Raw genomic sequence first — 23,024 nt, 5'->3', positions numbered from 1 at the left:
ATAACCGGGACTGTTAAATAAACAACCCCGGTTGGATAAAGTACAATCAGAATTTCAGGCTAACGCCAGCTGATATCTCTTTAATGGCATTTTCACTGATATTGTAGTAGCTATAACTCACATTGATTGCCGTATTTTCCAGAACATCATAACCTAGAGTGATGCCACCATAGGTGCTGGTCCCTTCTTTCTCATACTGCAACAAATGCTTATTGTTACGTGTACTATCAAGCTGATATTTCCAGTCGAACGCACCCAGGAACAAGCCAGCACTAAAGCGCTCATGACGAAGCAACTCATACCCGGTTTGCAATGCAAAACCCTCCGGTAACACCGGCGTCGCTCGTGCCGCCAACTCATGTACAGTATCCGGAGTTAAAGACTCGCCAGTTAAGGCAAGACGCCCCTGGCCCAAATCTATGTAACGGATCCCAACTTCCCATTTAGGCATTAGTTCATAATAAGCCCCGGCAGACCAGGACTCACTGCTATCATCAACCGCACCTACGGTTAATCCACCAACAGACGTCGGTGTCTGATAGTCCGCTTCAGCCTGACCAACCATGGCCTCTGCACGCCATTGCTCAGCTAACACAGGATCTGCCAGTAAGCAGCTCGTTGTAAGCAAGGTATAAGCTGGCAACTTGCTGTTTCTACGACGACGTAAAATTAATGCCGACATCATTATCACTAATAGTCCTCCCAGACCACCTGAAGATTTATTTTCTACACTCACAGTTTGATAGCCAGAGACGGTCACTTTGACTATCCCCTTACTCACTGCATCTTTACTGTCTCTCACCTGATACACAATGACGTCTTCCCCTGAGAAGCCTACTTTGGGCTCATAGGTCAGTGTGCCATCAATATTGACCGTTGCCTTACCATGCGTTGCTACCGCACTAATCAGGAATAACTCATCCCCATCTGCATCACTGTCATTGGCAAGAACATCGATAACCAGGCTGGTTCTGTCATCAGTTGACGCGATGTCCAGCATTGCAGTTGGTGCGCTGTTAACGGTCAGATTGACAATGGCCTGACTGTTCGACGTACCGCCCTGTCCATCAGAAATGCTGTACTCGATCGTTGCAACACCGACAAAAGTTGCAGGCGGCGTATAGACCAGTTTGTTATCCACGATACTCACTGCACCAAAATCAACGGTCGCACCCGTTATGGTTAACGTGTTGCCATCTGCATCGGTGTCATTTTCCAATACATCAATCGTAATTTGCTGACCTGAAGCAATGGTGACTTCATCAGCCGTGGCGACAGGTAAGGTATTGTTGGTTCTTGGCACAGCGATACCACCCGGGTCAACTACACTGCGGTTAGCCATCCCATCATCATCGTTTGGACCACCATCAACAATTTGTAGTTGTACACACCAGTCGCCTTCCGTCAGCCCCTCGGTCCACTCATTGCTGCCTGGAGGCGGACAGTATCCGGGTTCACCTGTCGCGGACAGGATGGCGTTGCCACCGGAAACCACAAAGTCCACCCACTCATCATTTTTGAGTTTGCGATAAACTGCATTCGCCGGAATAGGTCTGCGTTGAGGAATTACAATGGTGTACGTGTCGCCAGCTTGTGGTAAGCCCGTTGCAATGAAGTCAAACAAACCGCCAATGTTAATCGCATCCCCATCTCCCGGCAGTTCATCTTCAAGCAACTGAACACCACCTGTGGAGTTTTGTGCCACGGTAGCACCTTTACGCAGGCAGACACCCGGCTCACCTTCAACCAGATACTGAGCCGACTCAGCTGCTTGCTCCTGCATCACGTTACACTCTGTAATGGCATCCTGGAAGTCTGGGATACCATCACCATCCGAATCCGCATAGCCTTCCTCATCATCAGGAATGAGGTCTCCATCGGTATCCACCTGAGTTAATGCCTGAAGCTCAGCGACAACCTCAAGATAAATGTCACTTACCGAAGAAAGGCTAGGCTGGGCATCGTCCGTTGCGGTTACAGTCAGCTGATATATGCCTTCCGCGAGCCCTGAAGTACTAAAGACAAATATATTTTCCTCTGCGCTCAGGTTAGTCAGCGCATTATCAACAGAATTCCAGCTCAGCGTTACATTGTCTTGCGGATTTGCATCTCTGGCAGTGGCTGTCACAGTCACCAATTCATCGTTAACTGTCAACAGAGAACGCGTTTCACCTGCCTGAGTGACGCTGGTAGAGATAGTTGGGGCTACATTCTCTTCCACTATGGTCACGGTTGAGGATGATTTTGCGCCTCTGTTTAGTGAGTCAGCCAAAGTAATAACAATATTTTCATTACCTTCTATGACTCCATCGCCAAACACATTGAAGCTAATTTGCGCAGAGGTACCTGATTCAATCACCACCTGACCATCTACCAAATCATGATCCGCAGCGTCTGCAGTACCCGACACAGTATATGGAATAGTCACTGGATAGCTCGGTGCCGGGCCATTCAGGAATACGTTTACTGTATGGCTTTGCTCCTCTGCGACCGTTGTGTCTTTCTCCAGTGAAATAAGTGGATTAACAAACACATTTTGCGTTGCGATGGATTGCAGCCCCTGGCTATCTGTGGCCTGCCAATACACAAAGTGTGTACCAGGCGCGAACAGGGTTGTCCCATCAACCAGAGATACCGCGATGGTATTACCATTACCATCAACAGCGGTAGCCGTACCCAATGACACTTTAGTAAATAATCCCGTAGCATTGGTGGTTATATCTGTCGGCACAGTGATAACAGGCAGCGTATTCGCCGGCGCTGAATTAATTTGCAGCTGAGCGGTCGCTTTACTGCGCGCTTTTTGGCTATCTTCTATCAGATAATCAATAACAATTAAGCCCTGGGTGTCAGCCTGCGCCTGATAAGATAGTGCGCCATCTGCAATGGAGACAGTCCCTACAGATGCTTTAGCACCAACAATACTCAACACGTCGCCTGCATCCGCATCGGTGTCATTCGCCAGCACATCGAGAACATAAGTATTATTTGCCTGCGGCTCAAAAACAAAGCTGTCATTAACAGCCAACGGCAAATCATTCACCGAGTTAATCGTGATCTTCACTTCGCCAGCAGCTGAATCCAGGCTACCGTCGTTAGCAATGTAGCTGAAACTGTCCAGTCCATTGAAGTTTCCAAACGGTGTATAGGTGAAAGTATTACCCTGAAGCACCAGTAAACCACTCACAGGCTGACGCTCAATGGATACAGTGACACTGTCACCATCTTCATCGGATGCGTCGGCCACAAAGCTGGTCGTGCCGTCCTCATTCACGACAATATCCATGTTGTTGGCAATCGGCTGATTGTTGACAAACTGGACATCGATCTCAAATGCACTCAGGGCCGTCTGCGCAGTGCCATCGGTCACGCTGATCACAATATTACTGTAAAGACCTTCGTCATCTCTGCTTGGTGTCCCCGACAGAGTACCTGTTGCGGTATCAAATTGAGCCCATACAGGCTGATTGGTTATCGCAAATGTGAGTGCATCACCATCGATATCTGACGCCTGCGGTGTAAAGCTATATACCGTGTTGTGCACCACGGACGAATCAGGTGTGCCTGAAATAACCGGTGCATCGTTCACTGAGTTAACAGTAAGCGTTACCGTCGCCGTGTTCGAATCTAACGCCCCATCATTGGCCATGAAGCTAAAGCTATCAGAGCCATTAAAATCCGCATTCGGTGTGTACAGCCAGGTTGTATCAGATTGCTGCTGCAATGCACCCGAAGCCACACCTGACACTATGCTGTATGTCAGTGTATCTGCATCCGGATCTGTACCGCTGAGCGTAACAAGCAACGTTTCGTCTTCATTGAGCGACAACGCTTGCCCTTCAACAACTGGCGCATCATTTATCGGCGTAACACTCAGAGAAACGGTGGCCTCATTTGAAACCGCGCCGGCCTGATCTCTCACCGTGTAGGTAAAACTATCGTCCCCAAAGTAGTTGGTGTTCGCCGTATAAATAATGGTGCCTTGTGCTGTAACTGTTGTCTGGCCGTTTTGAGCTCCATTAACCACAGTAACACTGCTTAAATCGAAGCTATCGCCTTCATCCACATCAAAGTCATTGCCCAGCACGTTAACTTCGAAAGAGCCTTCTTCCTGGAGCTCAACACTGTTGTCGACCGCAACAGGGGCATCGTTAACTGGTGTTAAAGTAACGCTTACCGTCGCAGGCAGTGAGGCCAGACCTTCGCTGTCAGTCAGTGTATAGGTGAAACTGAAGGTGCCTGTTTCATCTTGCTTAGGTGCAATTTCCAGGGTGCCATCAGCCAGTATGGTTACATCGGCTTTGGCGTAGCTGCCTGCGCCATTACCCTGATCTTCCAGGGTGACATTGGCACCATTGAAGCCCTGATCTTCAACGTCTGAATCATTGGCAAGAATATCCAGAACAACCGTCACATCTTCGTCTGTGGTTACTGTATCGTCACCGACCACTGGACGGTCATTGATAGCGCCAATATTGACTGTAATGTTAGCCGATGCAGACACCAAGCCTTCGCTGTCGGTAATGGTATAAGTAAAGGTCTCTTCACCCACTTCATTGGTGTTTGGTGTATACACCAAAGTACCGGCATCCTGGTCAAGCGATACAACCCCCAGACTCGGTGTACTGGTCAGTGTCACAACCCCCGTAGGTACGCCATCTTCAATGTCCGTCGCTGCTTCACGTACAGCTAGCGCAGCAGAAGGAGTATCCTCATCTGTGCTAATCGTTAAATTAGCTGCGACAGGCGCGTCATTCACTGATGTGATTGTCACCACAACCGTAGCCGGCTCAGATGTATTGAGTGCAGTATCTGCAACCGTGTACGTAAAGCTATCCTGGCCGTTTTCATTACTCGCTGGCGTATAAGTCGCAATACCGTTTACGATCGATACCGCACCTTTGCTCGGCGCAGTCACAACAACAGCAGAAGCTGCATTCATGTTGCCCTCAGGGTCACTGTCATTGTCCAATAGGGCAATTTGTACCGCTGTATCTTCGTTCGTTGTTGCACTGTCATCGACCGCCGTTGGTGCATCCTCAACCGGATTGATTGTTAACGACACTGTATGCGTTGCAGAGGCTGCGTTTTGCGCATCCGTTACCTGGAAGGTAAAGCTATCGCTGGTGCTCTCTGAGCCGTCATGTTGATAGTTAAAGCTACCATCGGCATTTAAGGTGAGCGCACCATGCTGAGGCTGTGTCAGTGCGCTGACTGACAGACTGTCTCCACTATCTAAGTCATCATCACTTGCCGTGCTGAGTAAACCAAGTGTCGTAGTAACAGTCAGTAACTGCCCCTCATCAAGGCCAAAGCTAAAGTCTTGTGCCGTCGGAGCATCGTTAGTATTGATTACCTCAATATCAAAGGCACTGAGTGACTGCTGTGCCGTACCGTCTGAAACCGTAATCACGATCTGAGTATCTGTACCAACGTCGGCATCTGTCGGTGTGCCAGATAGAGTACCTGTTGCAGTGTTGAAACTCGCCCAGCTTGGTTGATTATTGATAGAGAAGACCAGCACATCACCCACATCAACATCTGATACTGTGGGTGCAAAGCTATAACTGGCGTCTTCATTCACACTGGTCGCCGGAGAGCCGCTAATTTCTGGTGCGTCGTTGGTATTGGCAACGGTAAGCGAGAAAGCAGCCAGAGAAGCCGAAGTCACACCGTCACTCACTGAAATCACAATATCACTTGTGGTGCCAACATCACTGTTGGTTGGCGTACCCGACAAGGCCCCGGTTTGCGCATTGAAGCTTGCCCATGTTGGCTGATTCACAATACTGAAGGATAAGCTGTCTCCGTCAACATCCGATGCAACAGGCGTAAAGCTGTACGCTGAATCTTCATTGACAGAAGTGCCTGGTGTACCAGAAATGACTGGTGCGTCATTCACATTTACAACCGTAACTGTAAAGGCATCCAGACTTGCGGTTTCTGTGCCATCAGTAACACTAATAACAATGCCCTGGTAAGTCCCAACATCGCTGTTGACAGGAGTGCCCGTTATTGCACCAGTCGCGCTTGAGAAGCTTGCCCAGGATGGCAGGTTTACCACGCTAAACGTCAATGTATCACTGCTGTCGACATCTGACGCCGTTGGCACAAAGCTGTATCCAGTGTCTTCATTCACACTGGTCGCTGGCGTGCCAGATATAACAGGCGCATCATTAGTATTTGTTACTGTTAACGAGAATGCGGCCAGTGAGACTGTCTCGGTACCATCACTAACACTGATAACAATATCCGCAGTCGTGCCCACACTGTCATTCGTCGGTGTGCCCGAGAGCGTACCTGTTTGCGTATCAAAGCTTGCCCAAGCCGGCTGATTGGCAATGCTGAAGGTTAAACTGTCACCCACATCCACATCATTTGCTGTTGGTGTAAAGGTATAAGCTTCGTCTTCGCTGACACTGGTCGTTGGCGTGCCAGCAATTGTGGGCGCATCGTTAGTATTGACCACTGTGATATCAAACGCAGTCAGGCTCACAGTTTCAGTGCCATCCGTCGCACTGATCACAATTCCCTGATACGTGCCAACATCATCATTGTCAGGCGTGCCTGTTAACGCTCCATTGGTAGTGTCAAAGCTAGCCCAGGATGGTAAATTCTGAACGCTAAAGGTGAGCGTGTCGGCATCTGCATCAACTGCGGTTGGAATAAAGCTGTAGGCGCTGTCTTCGTTGGCTTCTGTAGCAGGCGATCCAGAGAGTACAGGTGCATCATTCACCGCGGTGACCGTCATCGTGACCGTCGCCTCGTTCGAAACTGCACCAGCGGCATCTGCTACTGTATAAGTAAAGGTGTCTTCTCCGGAGAAATCAGCGTTAGGGGTATAAATAATCGCCCCCGCAGCCGTGATTTGAGTCTGACCACTACTTGGAGCTTGAACCACAGTAACACTGGTTGCGTCAAGGCTATCATTTTCATCAACATCGGTGTCATTACCCAACACGTTGACTTCGTAGGAACCCTCTTCCATTAATTGCGCAACGTTATCAACAGCAACAGGCGCATCATTGACAGGTGTCAACGTGACTGTCACAGTCGCCGCTTCTGAACTCAATCCTTCACTGTCGGTCAGCGTATAAGTGAAACTAAACGTGCCTGTCTCATCTTGCTTCGGTGTGATTTGTAATGTGCCGTCTGTGAGTATACTCACATCCGCTTTGGCATAGCTGCCTGCACCACTGCCTTGATCTTCTAAAGTGACATTTGCACCATTGAAACCTTGATCCTCGACATCCGAATCGTTGGCTAGTATATCAAGTGTCACACTGACATCTTCATTGGTGGTCACGCTGTCGTTGACAACGACAGGGCGATCATTCACTGCGCCGATATTCACCGTCACCGTTGCAGACTCAGAGGTGCTCCCTTCGCTGTCAGCGATAGTATAAGTGAAGGTATCAGTACCCGTTTCATTTGCATTTGGTGTATAAACCAAAGTACCAGCATTCTGATCAATGGCGACACTGCCTTTTGATGGCTGCGTAGCAAGTGCAATATCGCCTGAAGGTGAACCATCTTCAACATCGCTGGCACCAGCACGCACGGCAATGGCATCGCTGGCATTGTCTTCGGCTATTGAAACCGCGAAGTTTTGTACCGTCGGTTGGTCGTTAACCGGGGTTATAGTCACAGTAACGGTTGCTTCAGCTGAAGTATTCAGCGCCGCATCCTTAACCGTATAGGTGAAGGTGTCCTGACCCGTTTCATTGGCGTTTGGCGTATAAGTGACAACGCCATTTGCTATGGTCACTGACCCTTTGCTGGGCTGTGTTGCAATAGCTGCTGAGGCCTCAACCAGATCATTTTCCGGATCGCTGTCATTGGTAAGCAAATCAAAAATTACAGCAGTATCTTCATTGGTTGTTGCTGCATCATCAACCACCGTTGGCGCATCCGCTACTGGCGTGATGGTCAGCGTTACCGTTTGAGTTGCAGAAGTCACATTGTTACTGTCGGTCACTTGATAAGTGAAACTGTCGCTGTGATTTTCACTACCATCGTGCTGGTAACTAAAGCTACCATCTGTATTCAAGGACAGCTGACCATATTGAGGCTGGCTGACCGCGCTTGCTGTTAACGTGTCACCACTGTCCGTATCATCATCTGTGGCAGTGCTTAACAAGCCATTGGTTGCTGTGACTGTCAGCGTAGCTGCTTCATCCAGCGTGAAGGTAAAGTCCTGGCCAACCGGCGCATCATTGGTATTGACCACTTCAATACTGAACGCTGTCAGCGTCGCTTGATCTGTGCCATCCGATACGGAAATTTGGATATTGGAATACGTGCCAACATCACTGTCCGCAGGCGTTCCGGTCAGCGCGCCCGTTGTTGTATTGAACTCTGCCCAGTCAGGCTTATTCACAATACTAAAAGTATGTGTATCGTCGTCATCTGAGTCGGTCAGTGTCGGAGTAAAGCTGTAAGCTTCATCTTCGTTTACTGTGGCAGCCGGAGTGCCCGACAATACAGGCGCTACATTATACTGCTTAGTCACTGTTGCAGTGACCCCTTCGCCAGCATTGCCTGCTTCATCGGATACAATCACAGTCAGCGTTAAGGTTCCCTCATTAAGCGTACTGACATTGACGCCCGTTACTTGCTGACTACTTGCGTTGACTGTTGTAGCGCTGTCGCTTGATACCGTATTGGTGCCATCACTAACTTGATAGGTAAATGTACCACTCCCTTCCAGACCAGATAAGGTAAAGCTAAGCGCCGATTCATTGTCACGATTGATCAATGTTTGATCTATCGCTACCGATTGGCCAGATGGTGTTGCATTATCCAGCGTAATACTTTGCGTGGCTGCATTAGAACTGTTGCCTGCCGTGTCCGTCTGTGTGGCCGACACGGTTAACGTGCCATTGTTCAAACCACTGACATCCAGCTCATTGCCGCTCAATGTCCAGTTACCGGAGCTATCTGCGGTCACGGTGCGGCTGACTGTTGAATTGTTATCCGTGATGGTGACCGTCACACTGTTACCCGACTCTGCACCTGAACCTGCAATTAGGACGTCATTGTCTTCCGCGGCGTTCACGATGCCATCGGTTTCAATCGGTGTGGTGATGGTCAGCGCTGAAGGCGCCGCGTTATCCAGCGTAATCGTCTGAGTCGCAGCTGTGGAGGTGTTGCCCCCTGTATCCGACTGTGTGGCCGACACAGTTAACGTGCCGTTATTCAAACCACTGACATCCAGTTCACTGCCACTCAGTGTCCAGTTACCTGAACTGTCTGCCGTCACGGTGCGGCTGACGGATGAATTGTTATCCGTGATGGTCACCGTCACGCTATTGCCCGACTCAGCGCCGGAACCTGCAATTAAGACGTCATTGTCTTCTGCGGCATTGACGATACCATCAGTTTCGATCGGTGTGGTGATGGTCAATGCTGAAGGCGCCGCGTTGTCCAGCGTAATGCTTTGCGTGGCTGCGGTAGAACTATTGCCTGCGGTATCCGTTTGTGTGGCCGATACGGTTAACGTGCCATTGTTCAGGCCACTGACATCCAGTTCACTGCCACTCAGTGTCCAGTTACCTGAACTGTCTGCCGTCACGGTGCGGCTGACGGATGAATTGTTATCCGTGATGGTCACCGTCACGCTATTGCCCGACTCAGCGCCGGAACCTGCAATTAAGACGTCATTGTCTTCTGCGGCATTGACGATACCATCGGTTTCGATCGGTGTGGTGATGGTCAGGGCCGAAGGTGCCGCATTATCCAGCGTAATACTTTGCGTGGCTGCAGTAGAGCTGTTACCCGCCGTATCCGTCTGTGTGGCCGACACGGTTAACGACCCATTGTTCAGGCCACTGACATCCAGCTCACTGCCACTTAAGGTCCAGTTACCTGAGCTGTCTGCGGTCACGGTACGACTGACTGTTGAATTGTTATCCGTGATAGTCACCGTCACACTGTTACCCGACTCCGCGCCAGAGCCTGCAATCAAGACATCATTGTCTTCTGCGGCATTGACAAGGCCATCCGTTTCAATCGGAGTAGTGATGGTCAGTGCCGAAGGTGCCGCGTTATCCAGCGTAATACTTTGCGTGGCCGCGGTCGAAGTATTCCCTGCGGTATCCGTCTGTGTGGCCGACACGGTCAACGTGCCATTGTTCAGGCCACTGACGTCCAGTTCACTGCCGCTCAGTGTCCAGTTCCCTGAACTATCTGCGGTCACGGTACGGCTGACAGTTGAATTGTTATCCGTGATGGTCACCGTCACACTGTTGCCCGACTCGGCACCGGAACCGGCAATCAAGACATCATTGTCTTCTGCGGCGTTAACAATGCCATCAGTTTCAATCGGTGTAGTGATGGTCAGCGCCGAAGGTGCCGCGTTATCCAGCGTAATGCTTTGCGTGGCTGCGGTAGAGGTGTTACCCGCCGTATCCGCTTGTGTGGCCGACACCGTCAAAGTGCCGTTATTCAATCCACTGACATCCAGCTCACTGCCGCTCAGTGTCCAGTTCCCTGAACTGTCTGCGGTCACGGTACGGCTGACTGTTGAATTGTTATCCGTGATGGTTACCGTCACACTGTTGCCCGACTCAGCGCCAGAGCCGGCAATCAGCACGTCATTGTCTTCTGCGGCGTTAACAATGCCATCGGTTTCGATCGGGGTGATGATGGTCAGTGCCGAAGGTGCCGCATTGTCCAGCGTAATCGTCTGAGTCGCAGCGGTCGAGGTATTGCCTGCCGTATCCGCTTGTGTGGCCGACACAGTCAGGGTGCCGTTATTCAATCCACTGACGTCCAGCTCACTGCCGCTCAGCGTCCAGTTACCCGAGCTGTCAGCAGTCACCGTACGGCTGACTGATGAGTTGTTATCTGTGATGGTCACCGTCACGCTGTTGCCCGACTCAGCGCCAGAGCCGGCAATCAGCACGTCATTGTCTTCTGCGGCATTGACAATGCCATCCGTCTCTATCGGCGTGGTGATGGTCAATGCTGAAGGTGCCGCGTTATCTAGCGTGATGCTTTGCGTCGCAGCGGTGGAGGTGTTACCTGCCGTATCCGCCTGGGTGGCTGACACCGTTAACGTGCCATTGTTTAAACCACTGACGTCCAGTTCACTGCCGCTCAGTGTCCAGTTGCCTGAGCTGTCTGCGGTCACAGTGCGGCTAACGGATGAGTTGTTATCCGTAATGGTCACGGTGACACTGTTGCCCGACTCAGCACCGGAGCCTGCAATTAAGACGTCATTGTCTTCTGCGGCATTAACAAGGCCATCGGTTTCAATCGGGGTAATGATGGTCAGTGCCGAAGGTGCCGCATTGTCCAGCGTAATCGTCTGAGTCGCAGCGGTCGAGGTATTGCCTGCCGTATCCGCTTGTGTGGCCGACACCGTCAAAGTGCCGTTATTCAATCCACTGACGTCCAGCTCACTGCCGCTCAGCGTCCAGTTACCCGAGCTGTCAGCAGTCACTGTACGGCTGACTGTTGAATTGTTATCCATGATGGTGACCGTCACACTGTTGCCCGACTCGGCACCCGAACCGGCGATCAGCACATCGTTATCTTCTGCGGCATTCACAAGGCCATCGGTTTCTATCGGCGTGGTGATGGTCAGTGCTGAAGGTGCCGCGTTATCCAGTGTAATGCTTTGCGTCGCAGCGGTTGACGTGTTACCTGCCGTGTCGGCTTGGGTGGCCGACACAGTCAGTGTGCCATTGTTCAGGCCACTGACATCCAGTTCACTGCCGCTCAGTGTCCAGTTACCCGAGCTGTCAGCAGTCACCGTACGGCTGACCGAGCTGTTATTGTCTGTGATGGTGACTGTCACACTATTACCCGACTCCGCACCGGAACCGGCAATTAAAACGTCATTGTCTTCTGCGGCATTGACAATGCCATCCGTTTCAATCGGTGTGGTGATGGTCAGTGCCGAAGGTGCCGCGTTATCCAGCGTAATGCTTTGCGTGGCTGCAGTAGAACTGTTGCCCGCCGTATCCGTCTGTGTGGCCGACACGGTCAGGGTGCCATTATTCAGGCCACTGACGTCCAACTCACTGCCGCTCAGCGTCCAGTTGCCTGAGCTATCGGCAGTCACCGTGCGGCTGACCGTGCTGTTATTGTCTGTGATGGTCACTGTCACACTGTTGCCCGACTCAGCGCCAGAGCCTGCAATTAAGACGTCATTGTCTTCTGCGGCATTGACAAGACCATCGGTTTCAATCGGGGTGGTGATGGTCAGTGCCGAAGGTGCCGCATTGTCCAGCGTAATCGTCTGAGTCGCGGCAGTTGAGGTATTGCCCGCCGTATCCGACTGTGTCGCAGACACGGTCAACGTGCCATTATTTAGGCCACTGACGTCCAGCTCACTGCCACTAAGGGTCCAGTTGCCTGAACTGTCTGCCGTCACGGTGCGGCTGACGGATGAATTGTTATCCGTGATGGTCACCGTCACGCTATTGCCCGACTCAGCGCCGGAACCGGCGATCAGCACGTCATTGTCTTCTGCCGCATTGACAATGCCATCGGTTTCTATCGGCGTGGTGATGGTCAATGCTGAAGGCGCCGCGTTATCCAGCGTCACCGTCTGAGTCGCAGCAGTCGAAGTGTTACCTGCCGTATCCGCCTGGGTGGCCGACACCGTTAACGTGCCATTGTTCAGGCCGCTGACGTCCAGCTCACTACCGCTCAGCGTCCAGTTGCCTGAGCTGTCTGCAGTCACAGTGCGGCTGACGGATGAATTGTTATCCGTGATGGTCACGGTCACGCTGTTGCCCGACTCGGCGCCGGAACCGGCAATCAAGACATCATTGTCTTCTGCGGCGTTAACAATGCCATCCGTTTCTATCGGCGTGGTGATGGTCAGCGCGGAAGGTGCTGCATTGTCCAGCGTAATCGTCTGAGTCGCAGCGGTCGAGGTATTGCCCGCCGTATCCGCCTGGGTGGCCGACACCGTCAAAGTGCCATTATTCAAACCACTGACGTCCAGCTCACTACCGCTCAGTGTCCAGTTGCCTGAGCTGTCTGCGGTCACCGTGCGGCTGACGGATGAATTGTTATCTGTGATGGTCACCGTCACGCTGTTGCCCGACTCGGCGCCGGAACCGGCGATCAGCACATCGTTATCTTCTGCGGCATTAACAAGGCCATCGGTTTCTATCGGCGTGGTGATGGTCAACGACGACGGCGCTGCATTATCCAGTGTAATCGTCTGAGTCGCAGCGGTCGACGTGTTACCTGCCGTGTCGGCTTGGGTGGCCGACACAGTCAGTGTGCCATTATTCAGGCCACTGACGTCCAGCTCACTGCCACTAAGGGTCCAGTTACCTGAACTGTCCGCGGTCACAGTGCGGCTGACAGATGAATTGTTATCCGTAATGGTCACCGTCACGCTATTGCCCGACTCAGCGCCGGAACCGGCGATCAGCACATCGTTGTCTTCCGACGCATTGACGATGCCGTCCGTTTCTATCGGCGTGGTGATGGTCAATGCTGAAGGTGCTGCGTTATCCAATGTAATTGTCTGTGTCGCAGCAGTCGACGTGTTGCCAGCCGCATCCGCCTGGGTGGCCGACACGGTTAACGACCCATTGTTCAGGCCACTGACATCCAACTCACTGCCACTCAGCGTCCAGTTGCCTGAGCTGTCTGCGGTCACCGTGCGGCTTACAGAGCTGTTATTGTCCGTGATGGTCACGGTCACGCTGTTGCCCGACTCGGCACCTGAACCGGCAATCAAGACATCATTGTCTTCTGCGGCATTGACGATACCATCGGTTTCTATCGGCGTGGTGATAGTAACTGCGGAAGGTGCCGCATTATCCAGGGTGATACTTTGTGTGGCAGCGCTAGAGGTATTGCCTGCAGTATCCGTTTGGGTCGCCGACACCGTCAACGAGCCATTGTTCAGGCCACTGACATCCAGTTCACTGCCACTCAGCGTCCAGTTACCAGACCCGTCTGCGGTCACGGTACGACTGACTGTTGAATTGTTATCCGTGATGCTCACCGTCACACTGTTGCCCGACTCCGCTCCGGTACCCGCGATCAGCACATCATTATCTTCTGCTGCATTGACGATACCATCCACCTCAATCGGCGTGGTGATGCTAACTGCGCTTACACTGGTATCCACAGTAACAGACAAACCAGAGCCATCAGCAGTATTCCCTGCTGTGTCTGTTGAACGTGCTGTCATCGTGTGTGTGCCTGCTGATAAAGCCGACGTTGTGATAGTCCAGGTACCTAAAGTGGCAGTGCCGGTACCCACAGTACCATCAATGCTTGAAATCAGCGTGATCGCACCACCATTTGGACCTGAGCCGGTAAATGTCGCGGTTGTATCATTGGTCACATTATCCGTATTGGATGTACCTGTATCACTGCTGGCATCCAGATCAGGTGTGCCTGGTGCCGAAGGCGCAGTTGTGTCTATCGTCACACTCAAACTACTCGATGCCGAACTTTCGTTACTGCTTGCATCGGTTGCTTTTGCAGTGATGGCGTGCGTTACCCCGGCAGTCAATGCACTGGTAGTAATTTGCCAGTTACCGCCAGTTGCCGTGCCAGTTCCGATTACGGTTGCACCACCGCCTTCCTGATCACTATACAATCTAACCGTTGAACCGCTTTCAGCTGTACCACTGAATGTTGGTGTTGTGTCATTGGTGTTATTGTCACTATCAGAAGTACCTGTATCAGATCCGGCGTCAAGGTCCGGCGTTGACGGTGCGTCTGGTGCCACATCATCATTCACAGTGACAGTAAACGCCTTTTGGAATGTCGTTGTAGAATCACTGGTTTGCAAACAAACCACATAGCTTCCCGCTGATAACGCGGCTTGCGTTTCGAGGTTTGAACCATTGATCTGGAAACTACCGTTGTTAGTATCTGCGCTACAGGTACCATTCGCGCTAGCACCGCTGCTGACAATTGTATATGTATGGCTGTCGCTGGTGTCAGGATCTGTGGTGCTCAGTGTGCCTATGTTAGCACCTGCACCAGTTGCAGATTGATTAATTGAGGTTGTGTCCAGGCTAATATCTGTTGGATCATCATTTTGTGCAGTAATGGTCACTGTTGCCTGGTTGGTACCAGTGCTGTTTGCTGTGCCATCATTGAAAGTATAATCGAGCGTTACAGACGACGGTGGTGCTTCTGAACTATTCTGGTAAGTAATATTTTGCAACACCGAATCAACGATCGCTGAGGTCGCACTGGTGTTGAACGTCAATACTAAAGTACCCGACGAATTCGTTGTTACCGTACCGACTGTCGTTGAGTTATAAGTGAAGGAACTGCTCTCGGTAAGCGTGCCCAACAGGCCATTATTAGCAAAGACATCCTGTGAGCTGGCACCGCCATTTCGGGCAATCGTCAGGGTTGCATTGTTATAATTACCCGCACCACTGTCTAGTGCATCCAGTTCGGTATCTGCAACAACAACGTCCGAATCAATAATAACGGCTGAACCGTTTTCAGTGAACGTTTGGCCGCCATTCAGATTACTGAAGGTCGGTACATTATTTGGTGAAATAAAGGTGATATCAGTATTGGCACCATTGTCCGCCACAGTAAAATCAAGTGAACTGGCTGGCGCATTTGAGAGCGTTATTGCCACTTCAACAGCGCTGAAGTCAGTCGCATCAGTATCCACCTGAAGTGTGCTCGTGCCGTTAAAGCGAACATTACTGGTTGTCAGGCCCGTCACACTATTGATGGTAATAATGTCACCCACACTCAAGTCTGTGATGGTGTCACCATTAAGATCAGACGCGTCGCCGACAAAGTTATCATTGCCCGCATTACCTGTCATCGAGTCGGTACCACCACCAGGGCGAATGGTATCGGTACCACTACCACCTGTGATAGTGTCGTTACCGTCAAAGTCAGTGGCAGTCATGTTTATGGTGTCACCACTCAACGCACTGGCGTTTAGTGTGATAGCGTTGCTGAGCGCAAAGCCAACTGCATTGGAGATAGTGACTGAGTTACCATTGGAGTCAAAGTTATCAGTCAGGGTAATAGTGAAAATGTTATTGGTGCCAATCGCCAGATTTTCGATTTCAGAGACGCTGGTATTACCAAAGTTAAACGTGCCCCCATCCATCAGTTTTAGGGTTTCGGATCCCGCGGCACCTGTGATTGCCGTAGTAAAATTATTTGCTACATTAGCCGCATCAATGGAAACCGTTGCCCCACTGGCCAGTGACAAGGTACCAATATTGGTAAAGCCACCACTGCTCACATCAGCGCCATCAGAAACGCTGACAGTATCACCCGTCGTTGCGTCACCTGTAAGCGAGCCATTAAAGGCACTTCCGGCAATATCAAATGTAATGGCGTCATTGGACGCTGTCGCATCAATCGTTGCAGACGCATTGGTCACTGTGATAGTACGGCTGTTAGTACTGTCATCGTTAACTGAGTATGTCTCTATACCTGTTAACGTTGTAAAGTTACCGTCTCCGGAGATTGTGATGGTCTCAGAACCTGCCGCCGTGACAGTACCGCTAAAAGAAGCATTTTGCCCAGGCGTCATGGTCACTGATGCGCCGCTGGCTAAAGTCAGGTTAACTATGTTTGCAAGCGTACCACCCGAAATATTAGCACCAGAAGACAGCGACACAGTATCTGCCGTTGTACCATCACCGGTCAGTGTGCCAGTATAACTGAGCGTCCCCACATTAAATGTCACGGCATCAGTAGAAGACGATGCGGTAACAGAAGTGCCTGCGGCCGCAACGGTCACTGTACGGCTATTAGTCGAAGAGTCACCGACCGAGAAATTCTCTACATTGGCAAGTGTGGAAAAGTCACCATCCCCTGAAATATTAATTGTTTCAGTGCCAGCCGCAGTGATTGTGCCACCAAAGAGTGCAGGCTGAGAAGCAGTCATAGAGACGCTGGCCCCACTGGCTAATGTCAGGTTTTCAAAGTTAGACACCGTCGCACCAGCAATACTGGCACCAGAACTCATTGATAAGGTATCTGTGCCACCCGCCGCATTCAAAGTACCCGTTGCAGTCAATGCCGCTATGTCGATGGTATCGTTGCCACTGCTACCTGTGACGTTTTGCCCGGCGGAGCTCAGCGTGATATTGTTCGCAGCGCCCAACACATAGGTTTCAATTGCGCTCGCAGCCGTCAAACCGTCGGTTGCTGCGGAGATAGTAATACTTTCCGTTGCAGTACCAGTAACTGTGCTAAAGGCATCATGCTGCGCCTCAGTCATAGTTACGGATGCATTGGCATCCACGGTCAGGGTTTCAAAACCACTTACTGTCGCACCAGAAATACTGGCACCATTGCCCAGCTGTAATACATCGGTTCCGCCACTGCCCGCCAAAGTACCCGTTGCAGTCAACGACCCGGTTGCCACCGTATCAGCCGAGCTACTGCCCGTTACATTTTGCGCCGCGCCACCGAGGGTAAAGGTAAACCCGGCACCCAACACATACGTTTCAATATCAGCATCACCAGTAATAACGGCATTACCATCAGCACTGCTCAAGGTAAACTGGTTAGTCCCGGCACCATTTATGGTGGTGAATGACTCATGCTGAGATTCAGTCAGCGTGATGGATGCATCGCTATCCGGTGTCAGCGTCTCAAAGCCACTCAGGGATGTTAGGTTTGCGAGGTTCGTGCTGGTTGGCACAGAAAGGGTATCTGTTCCCGTACCGCCACTGGCCGTTGAACCTGATACATGACTGGCATCCGCAATAGTCAGGGTTTCGTCACCACCAGCAAACGTGATAGCCGGGCTCAGATTTGTACCATTACTGGTATTAAAGCCTGTCGCTGTGGAGCTTGCTGCCGTGACATCCGTGACACTAACGGTTGCTGTACGCGACGTACTGCTTGCAGAGCCATCGTTGATCACCACAGTCACTGTACGTGCAGTCTCGTTTGGCGTACTCGAGGTATTGTTATAGGTGATGGCCTGCAGGAAAGTTGTGACTTCGGCAGGTGTCGCCGTTGCGCCCGTAATAGAAATGGTATCCTGCAAGGTAATATCGGATGCACCCGACACACCTGTCAGAGCATTTTGCGCTGCTGCTGTTACGTTAAGGCCTTCAGATGCCCCATCCTGATCATTGGTCAGTGTAACTGTTATGGTTGTTATGGTGTCACTGTCTGCATCCGTTGCCGAGGCGCTGCTGGCAATGTTAACCGCGCCGCTGCCCTCAGAAAAGCTAGCGCTGCTGTCGCTACTGCCACTGCCCGTGTCCAGATCAACAACAGGCGTTGTATTGGCTGTACTAAAATTAAAGGTGGTGTTATCACTGATCCCAGTAAAGGCGTTGCTGGAGGTATCTGTTACTGCACCTGAGTCGATTCGGATCGCATATGTCCGGTTACCGGTTAAATTACTGGTTGGATTCAGGTAGACCTTATCACTGGTAATACTTACCCGACCAGATCCCGGCGTGGTGGTAGTGCCGTCACTTTCGCTGGCAACATCAAATACCTCAAAGTCGCTACTGTCAGTGACATTACGAATGGTAATATTACCCGTGCTCAGCGCAATGTTTTCGTCAAAGGCGATGACAATATCGCTACTGACTGACACATCCGTCGCGTTATCATTGGGAGTTGAGCTTGCACTGACAAAAGCGGGAGCCGTTGAATCAGACGCTGTTGCATCATCCAGTGTAATATCACGTATAGCAATACGAGAATCATAAGCACTGGCGGGGTCCGTATCCGGGAATGTTATAATTAAAGTGTCAATGTCTTGCCAGAGCGCATTATTAAAATCACTACTGCGTGTAAAACTAAAAGTTGTACCAATCCCTGATGCCACCGGCGGTGTTAAGTCGACGGTGACCGTTTGCGCACTGTCTTTAAACCCAGTAAACCGAACCCTACGCTCCGCATCTGTGTCTCCAGCACGAACGAAGGTAATACCATCAAAACTAAAGTGTGTGCCAGAACTTTCAAGGAGCTTATAGCCTTTGTCAGTCGCACTGGCTCCTGAGTTAGCGATAAAACCAGTCGCATAAAACGAGCTATAGGCCACTGCAAAACTCTCTGCTGTATAGCTGTCTCCGCTCTCGCCGCCATCCAAAATAAAAGTAACCGCGCCAGCCGAATCAAGAGAAATATCCGGAACACCATTTGAGCCATCTCTCACGTCAGTCGGCGTGCCTGTACCGGAAGAATAATCCAGTGTCTTTTGACCTGCCCAGATATTGCCGGAAAACAATGCTGCGGATATACCAGCCGACGTGACCGCGGTGGCAACTTTACTTAATCTCATTTTACTACTCCGTTATTTTACCTGGTCCAGTGACATTTTATTGTTTTAATGTTTACTTTAATTTCAACGCAATTTGATGACTATCAAACGCAAAAACGGGCCGGCACAATATATGCCCAGCCCACTCCAGTACTGATTAGTTACGAGGTGGGAACACCCCGTCTGTTGCAATCAGCCAGTTAACCGGTAATACCGGGTTTAATATATTCAAAGGGGCAGAGCCACCCGTGTTAGTAACAGTGACAGTACCACCCGCTGAGCCACCACCAGATACGGTTAGCCCTTTGATGGTTGTCAGATCTGCTGATGCAAAACCTTCCTTGAAGAAGCCTTCACTATTATTTGCCGCTATATAAGAGCTGCTATCCGGGGTCTTAGTATTTGCCGCATTAGTAGCAGCCTGTAACGTGCCACTCACTGGATTTGTACCACCCAGCGGCGTGAAAATCGCAGTATGAGAGTGCGCAGGCATATGAATAATCTCAATACCTACTAGCTCAGTACCTTGTCTTTCACCTTGACGATAGTCCATACCGCCTGGGCGTACCCCCTGACCTACAGGGCTACGGCCACGCAGGTCCGGTAGTGCGTAAGTGGTACGCGCATCACCACCATAAATAGTCCCAATTAACGCAAATAACGCCTGATTTTGTGAAATAGCCATAGTCTGGCCTAAACACATTGCAAAATTTCTGATTGTAAAAGCACCGCCGAAGGTACCCATTGAGCCAATATACGGGTCAGTAGACATATGAATTCCTCTCTAATTCGTAAACATACCCTTTAACGATAAACGCTCAGTACCACTAAAATTCACTCAGTGATTTATCGACTTGTTGCGACGAGTTCGCACCAACTACTTCAATTACTGCTTTGCCTGAAAGGCATATATGTGTTGCAGAGCTATCACTGCTCAATGATCAATCAGGATTTCCTTCTGGTAAATGTGGCGTAAAAACAGGTGGGATGAAAAACTCAGGCAGTTGCACCCTGCGCGCTTCTCCGCTCAAAACCTTGTCAAGGCAGACTGTACCGATATCATTAATACTGACGTTCAGCTCAGCCGGATCATCGCTGTCTGAGAAACGCCAGTATAATTCTGTGGTTTTGTAACGTAAGAGTGCCATTAATGGGTAACCGTCAAATTCGCTGGGGCTGTCGCAGAACCTTTCGTGGCAGTCAACAAGCTTTTGCTCTCCCAAAAACTGGACTAACAAGCTGCCCATTCCGGGTACTTCCAAAATACTGCTCTCGCCCTGCGCGACAACTATCTCGCCAGTGCCTTCAACTTTCGCAATACGCTGCCCTTCACCACTTGGTAAATCGCCTCCGTTATAAGGAAACAGCGTAAGATCATAACCATATCGGTTGGTCAGATTGATCTTTATATTCATATCTATCTCGCTTCTGAGTTAAAGTTCAGAGCATAGTTAGAAATGCAGGATAATAAGTACATCGGCTGGGCCACTCACAAGTCCTTCTCAACTAAGCTACCATTGTAAAATTTAGTACAAAGGTATCGGTTTGCAATTGATATACCTCAATCAAAACACTTAATTTTGAACCTTACATTCTGCCCTCAGATGAGGCAGCCACTTCTAAACCAGGTTCCAGTCCAAACAGCACCGCAAACCGGTAGCCATCAAAAATACCTTGCTCGGTTAAAATCGTATCCAGGCGAATAGCACCATCAACCGTTTTAACTAATAACCCTTTGATTCTGTCGAGCTCTAGAATCGTACCCGGCTTAATGCCTGCCAGCTTACATTCCATAGTGCTGGCCTGCATAAGCTGCAACATACCTTCACGAAATTTGAAACGGGCGCCACCCAATTCAGCATTGGCTGCACGCGCCAGATTGACAATCTCAGTGCTGGTATGATGTCGCCAGTCAATCAATAAATCTTCCACCTGAACATGCGCTGCATAACGAGGCTCACGCTGCTCGCCATCCATTTCGATATAATCACTTTGCACTTGCCAGTTCAAAGTACCAGCGGCCTGTTGCTGAGCAAATTGCTCTAGCAAAGCGGGAACTGCCTGGGCTATTTTCTGGTGAAAGCACTGTGAAGTATCAAAAGGGTGCACAGGTAAATCGATGTGCGTAGCAATGTCGCCAGTATCAAGCTGATGTGCAACTTTGTGTAGTGTTAACCTGACGGTGTCCGCGCCACTTTTAAGCTGCCAGAACACGGGCATTGGGCCACGATAATCAGGCAATGCACTGGGATGAATGTTAAGTACATCACCGGCAAAAAAGTCTATCAGCTTGGCGCGAAGCTTATGTTTAAACAAATAGGCTATGCCACTGTTTGCTCCCAGTCTGTCGAGATCGGCAATCAAGGCATCGTCCGATTCTGTTTTATACTGCAGCATGGGAATTTGATGGTGGTGCAAAAAGTGCTGCAACTGAACGAGATCCGGATTGGGTTCAGCTTCAATCAATACCACACAACTCAGTTGGCCTCTTTGCAATAGGTACTGCACGGCGGTCAGGCATAAGCAACTGCCGCTGAACAAAGCATATTTCACTTCCATGGTTATCTCCCTATGCTTTTACCGGGACAAACCCGGGCATACCGCTCAGCTGATAGTAAAATTGCACTGTATCACCGCTATTGGCAACAAAGTGCGTGTGTTCAAGCTCTCTGGGCCGGGCATCAACATAAAAGTTCATGTCGGGTTTAGGGTGCGTAATACCTGAGTCGTATTGATCCAGCCCTTCTTCACCAAACGTGTTGATTTGGGCATAAACCGCCAAAATACGGGTCGACATATCCTCAACGCCAGTTGGTATTGTGATTGTATTCGCAGCAACAACCCGAATGTCATCATCAAGCTCTATCTCTGTCATCTCTAATAGCGCAGACTTATCAATACGCATCAGCTCGCCCAGTTCAACGCGCTCGTTTAACGCACTGTCACGCAAGTGATCGGAGTGGCAATATTCGGCGTCTTTCCATTGCTGATTGTATTCTGTTTCGCCATGGATCATCATGCCTTTAATCGACACAGAGCGCGGGATCATCCAGCCATCAAGCGTCAGAAATTTAACCAGATGTTTGGCAATGGCCAGCTGCCCTTCGCGGGTAAAACCATGTTGCATCGCTTCTAGCACCAGCAGGTCAACGGCCTGCTCTGGCTCATATACCGTTGCATCTTCTTCAATGATATCTGCAACAAACTCACCTAATTGTAAGTCATCAATTAGCTGTTTTAGCGTGACGATGGCACCTGGATGAGTATCTACGAATAGCACCTTAATTTGCTCGTGGTTAAACTCGTTCTGGTTTTTGTAGTAGCTGAGCAAAGGCAGTATCAAAGGTGCAAATGGGCCGCAGGCAGGATACAAAATAGTGACAGAGTCCTTATGTGACAACATGCCCCGTATTGCCTTATCAATGCCTTTTGCATAGCCCTGAATACGGTAAATGTCTTTAATTGTGTGGCGGCTATTGTAAGGGGACATGATCAGACCCGTCGGTGCAATATACTGACGAGTCAATAATTCTTCACTGAGCTCAGCCATCGACATTGACTGCAAGGCATGCTCGTACATCGCTTCAAAAGCTGCTGTAAGTTGTGCGTGAGTCGCTTGCGTGGTGCTGAATATTAGCGCCATCGCATCTACAAAGCTTTGGGTAAGCGCCTGCTGTCTTTGTGCGGTGGTGAGCTTGGCCTTGAGCAAAGATTCAAGTTGATTTCGGACGGTGTGTTTTAAGAGTTGGTCAATTTTTGGATCGGCATAATCTGTCACTGACACATTACGCATCTGATGTTTTTCCAT

5 protein-coding genes are annotated in these 23,024 nt (G+C 50.3%); all 5 read right to left on the bottom strand.

What is annotated here, in order from left to right; translation table 11 throughout:
• Positions 1–46: 46 nt before the first annotated feature.
• The 5 genes from PRUB_RS24090 to PRUB_RS24070 all read right to left on the bottom strand — a co-directional run bounded on the left by PRUB_RS24090 (position 47) and on the right by PRUB_RS24070 (position 23,024).
• The gene (locus PRUB_RS24090; protein WP_198452406.1) at positions 47–19,237 is read right to left on the bottom strand and encodes an Ig-like domain-containing protein; all 19,191 of its coding nucleotides are present in this window, start codon (positions 19,235–19,237) and stop codon (positions 47–49) included.
• A gap of 136 nt (positions 19,238–19,373) precedes the next feature.
• Entirely contained in the window at positions 19,374–19,988 is a 615-nt protein-coding gene (locus tag PRUB_RS24085) for a phage tail protein (RefSeq protein WP_010380455.1), read from the bottom strand.
• Positions 19,989–20,157: 169 nt separating this feature from the next.
• Positions 20,158–20,631, bottom strand: a complete 474-nt coding sequence (locus PRUB_RS24080) for a hypothetical protein (protein ID WP_010380453.1) — start codon at positions 20,629–20,631, stop codon at positions 20,158–20,160.
• Between the two features lie 172 nt (positions 20,632–20,803).
• Positions 20,804–21,775, bottom strand: coding sequence for a methionyl-tRNA formyltransferase (locus PRUB_RS24075; RefSeq protein ID WP_010380451.1), 972 nt, complete (start codon positions 21,773–21,775; stop codon positions 20,804–20,806).
• Between the two features lie 10 nt (positions 21,776–21,785).
• On the bottom strand, positions 21,786–23,024 hold the full coding sequence (locus PRUB_RS24070) for an SAM-dependent methyltransferase (RefSeq protein WP_010380449.1): 1,239 nt from the start codon (positions 23,022–23,024) through the stop codon (positions 21,786–21,788).

The organism is Pseudoalteromonas rubra (assembly GCF_000238295.3).
Taxonomy (GTDB): domain Bacteria; phylum Pseudomonadota; class Gammaproteobacteria; order Enterobacterales; family Alteromonadaceae; genus Pseudoalteromonas; species Pseudoalteromonas rubra.
The sequence above is the reverse complement of the archived record's forward strand: the minus strand, read 5'-3'. Positions and strand labels throughout refer to the sequence as shown.

Excerpts from the sequence above, each read along its gene's own strand:
- PRUB_RS24090 (WP_198452406.1), bottom strand. The coding sequence starts at position 19,237 with ATGAGATTAAGTAAAGTTGCCACCGCGGTCACGTCGGCTGGTATATCC.
- PRUB_RS24085 (WP_010380455.1), bottom strand. The coding sequence starts at position 19,988 with ATGTCTACTGACCCGTATATTGGCTCAATGGGTACCTTCGGCGGTGCT.
- PRUB_RS24080 (WP_010380453.1), bottom strand. The coding sequence starts at position 20,631 with ATGAATATAAAGATCAATCTGACCAACCGATATGGTTATGATCTTACG.
- PRUB_RS24075 (WP_010380451.1), bottom strand. The coding sequence starts at position 21,775 with ATGGAAGTGAAATATGCTTTGTTCAGCGGCAGTTGCTTATGCCTGACC.
- PRUB_RS24070 (WP_010380449.1), bottom strand. The coding sequence starts at position 23,024 with ATGGAAAAACATCAGATGCGTAATGTGTCAGTGACAGATTATGCCGAT.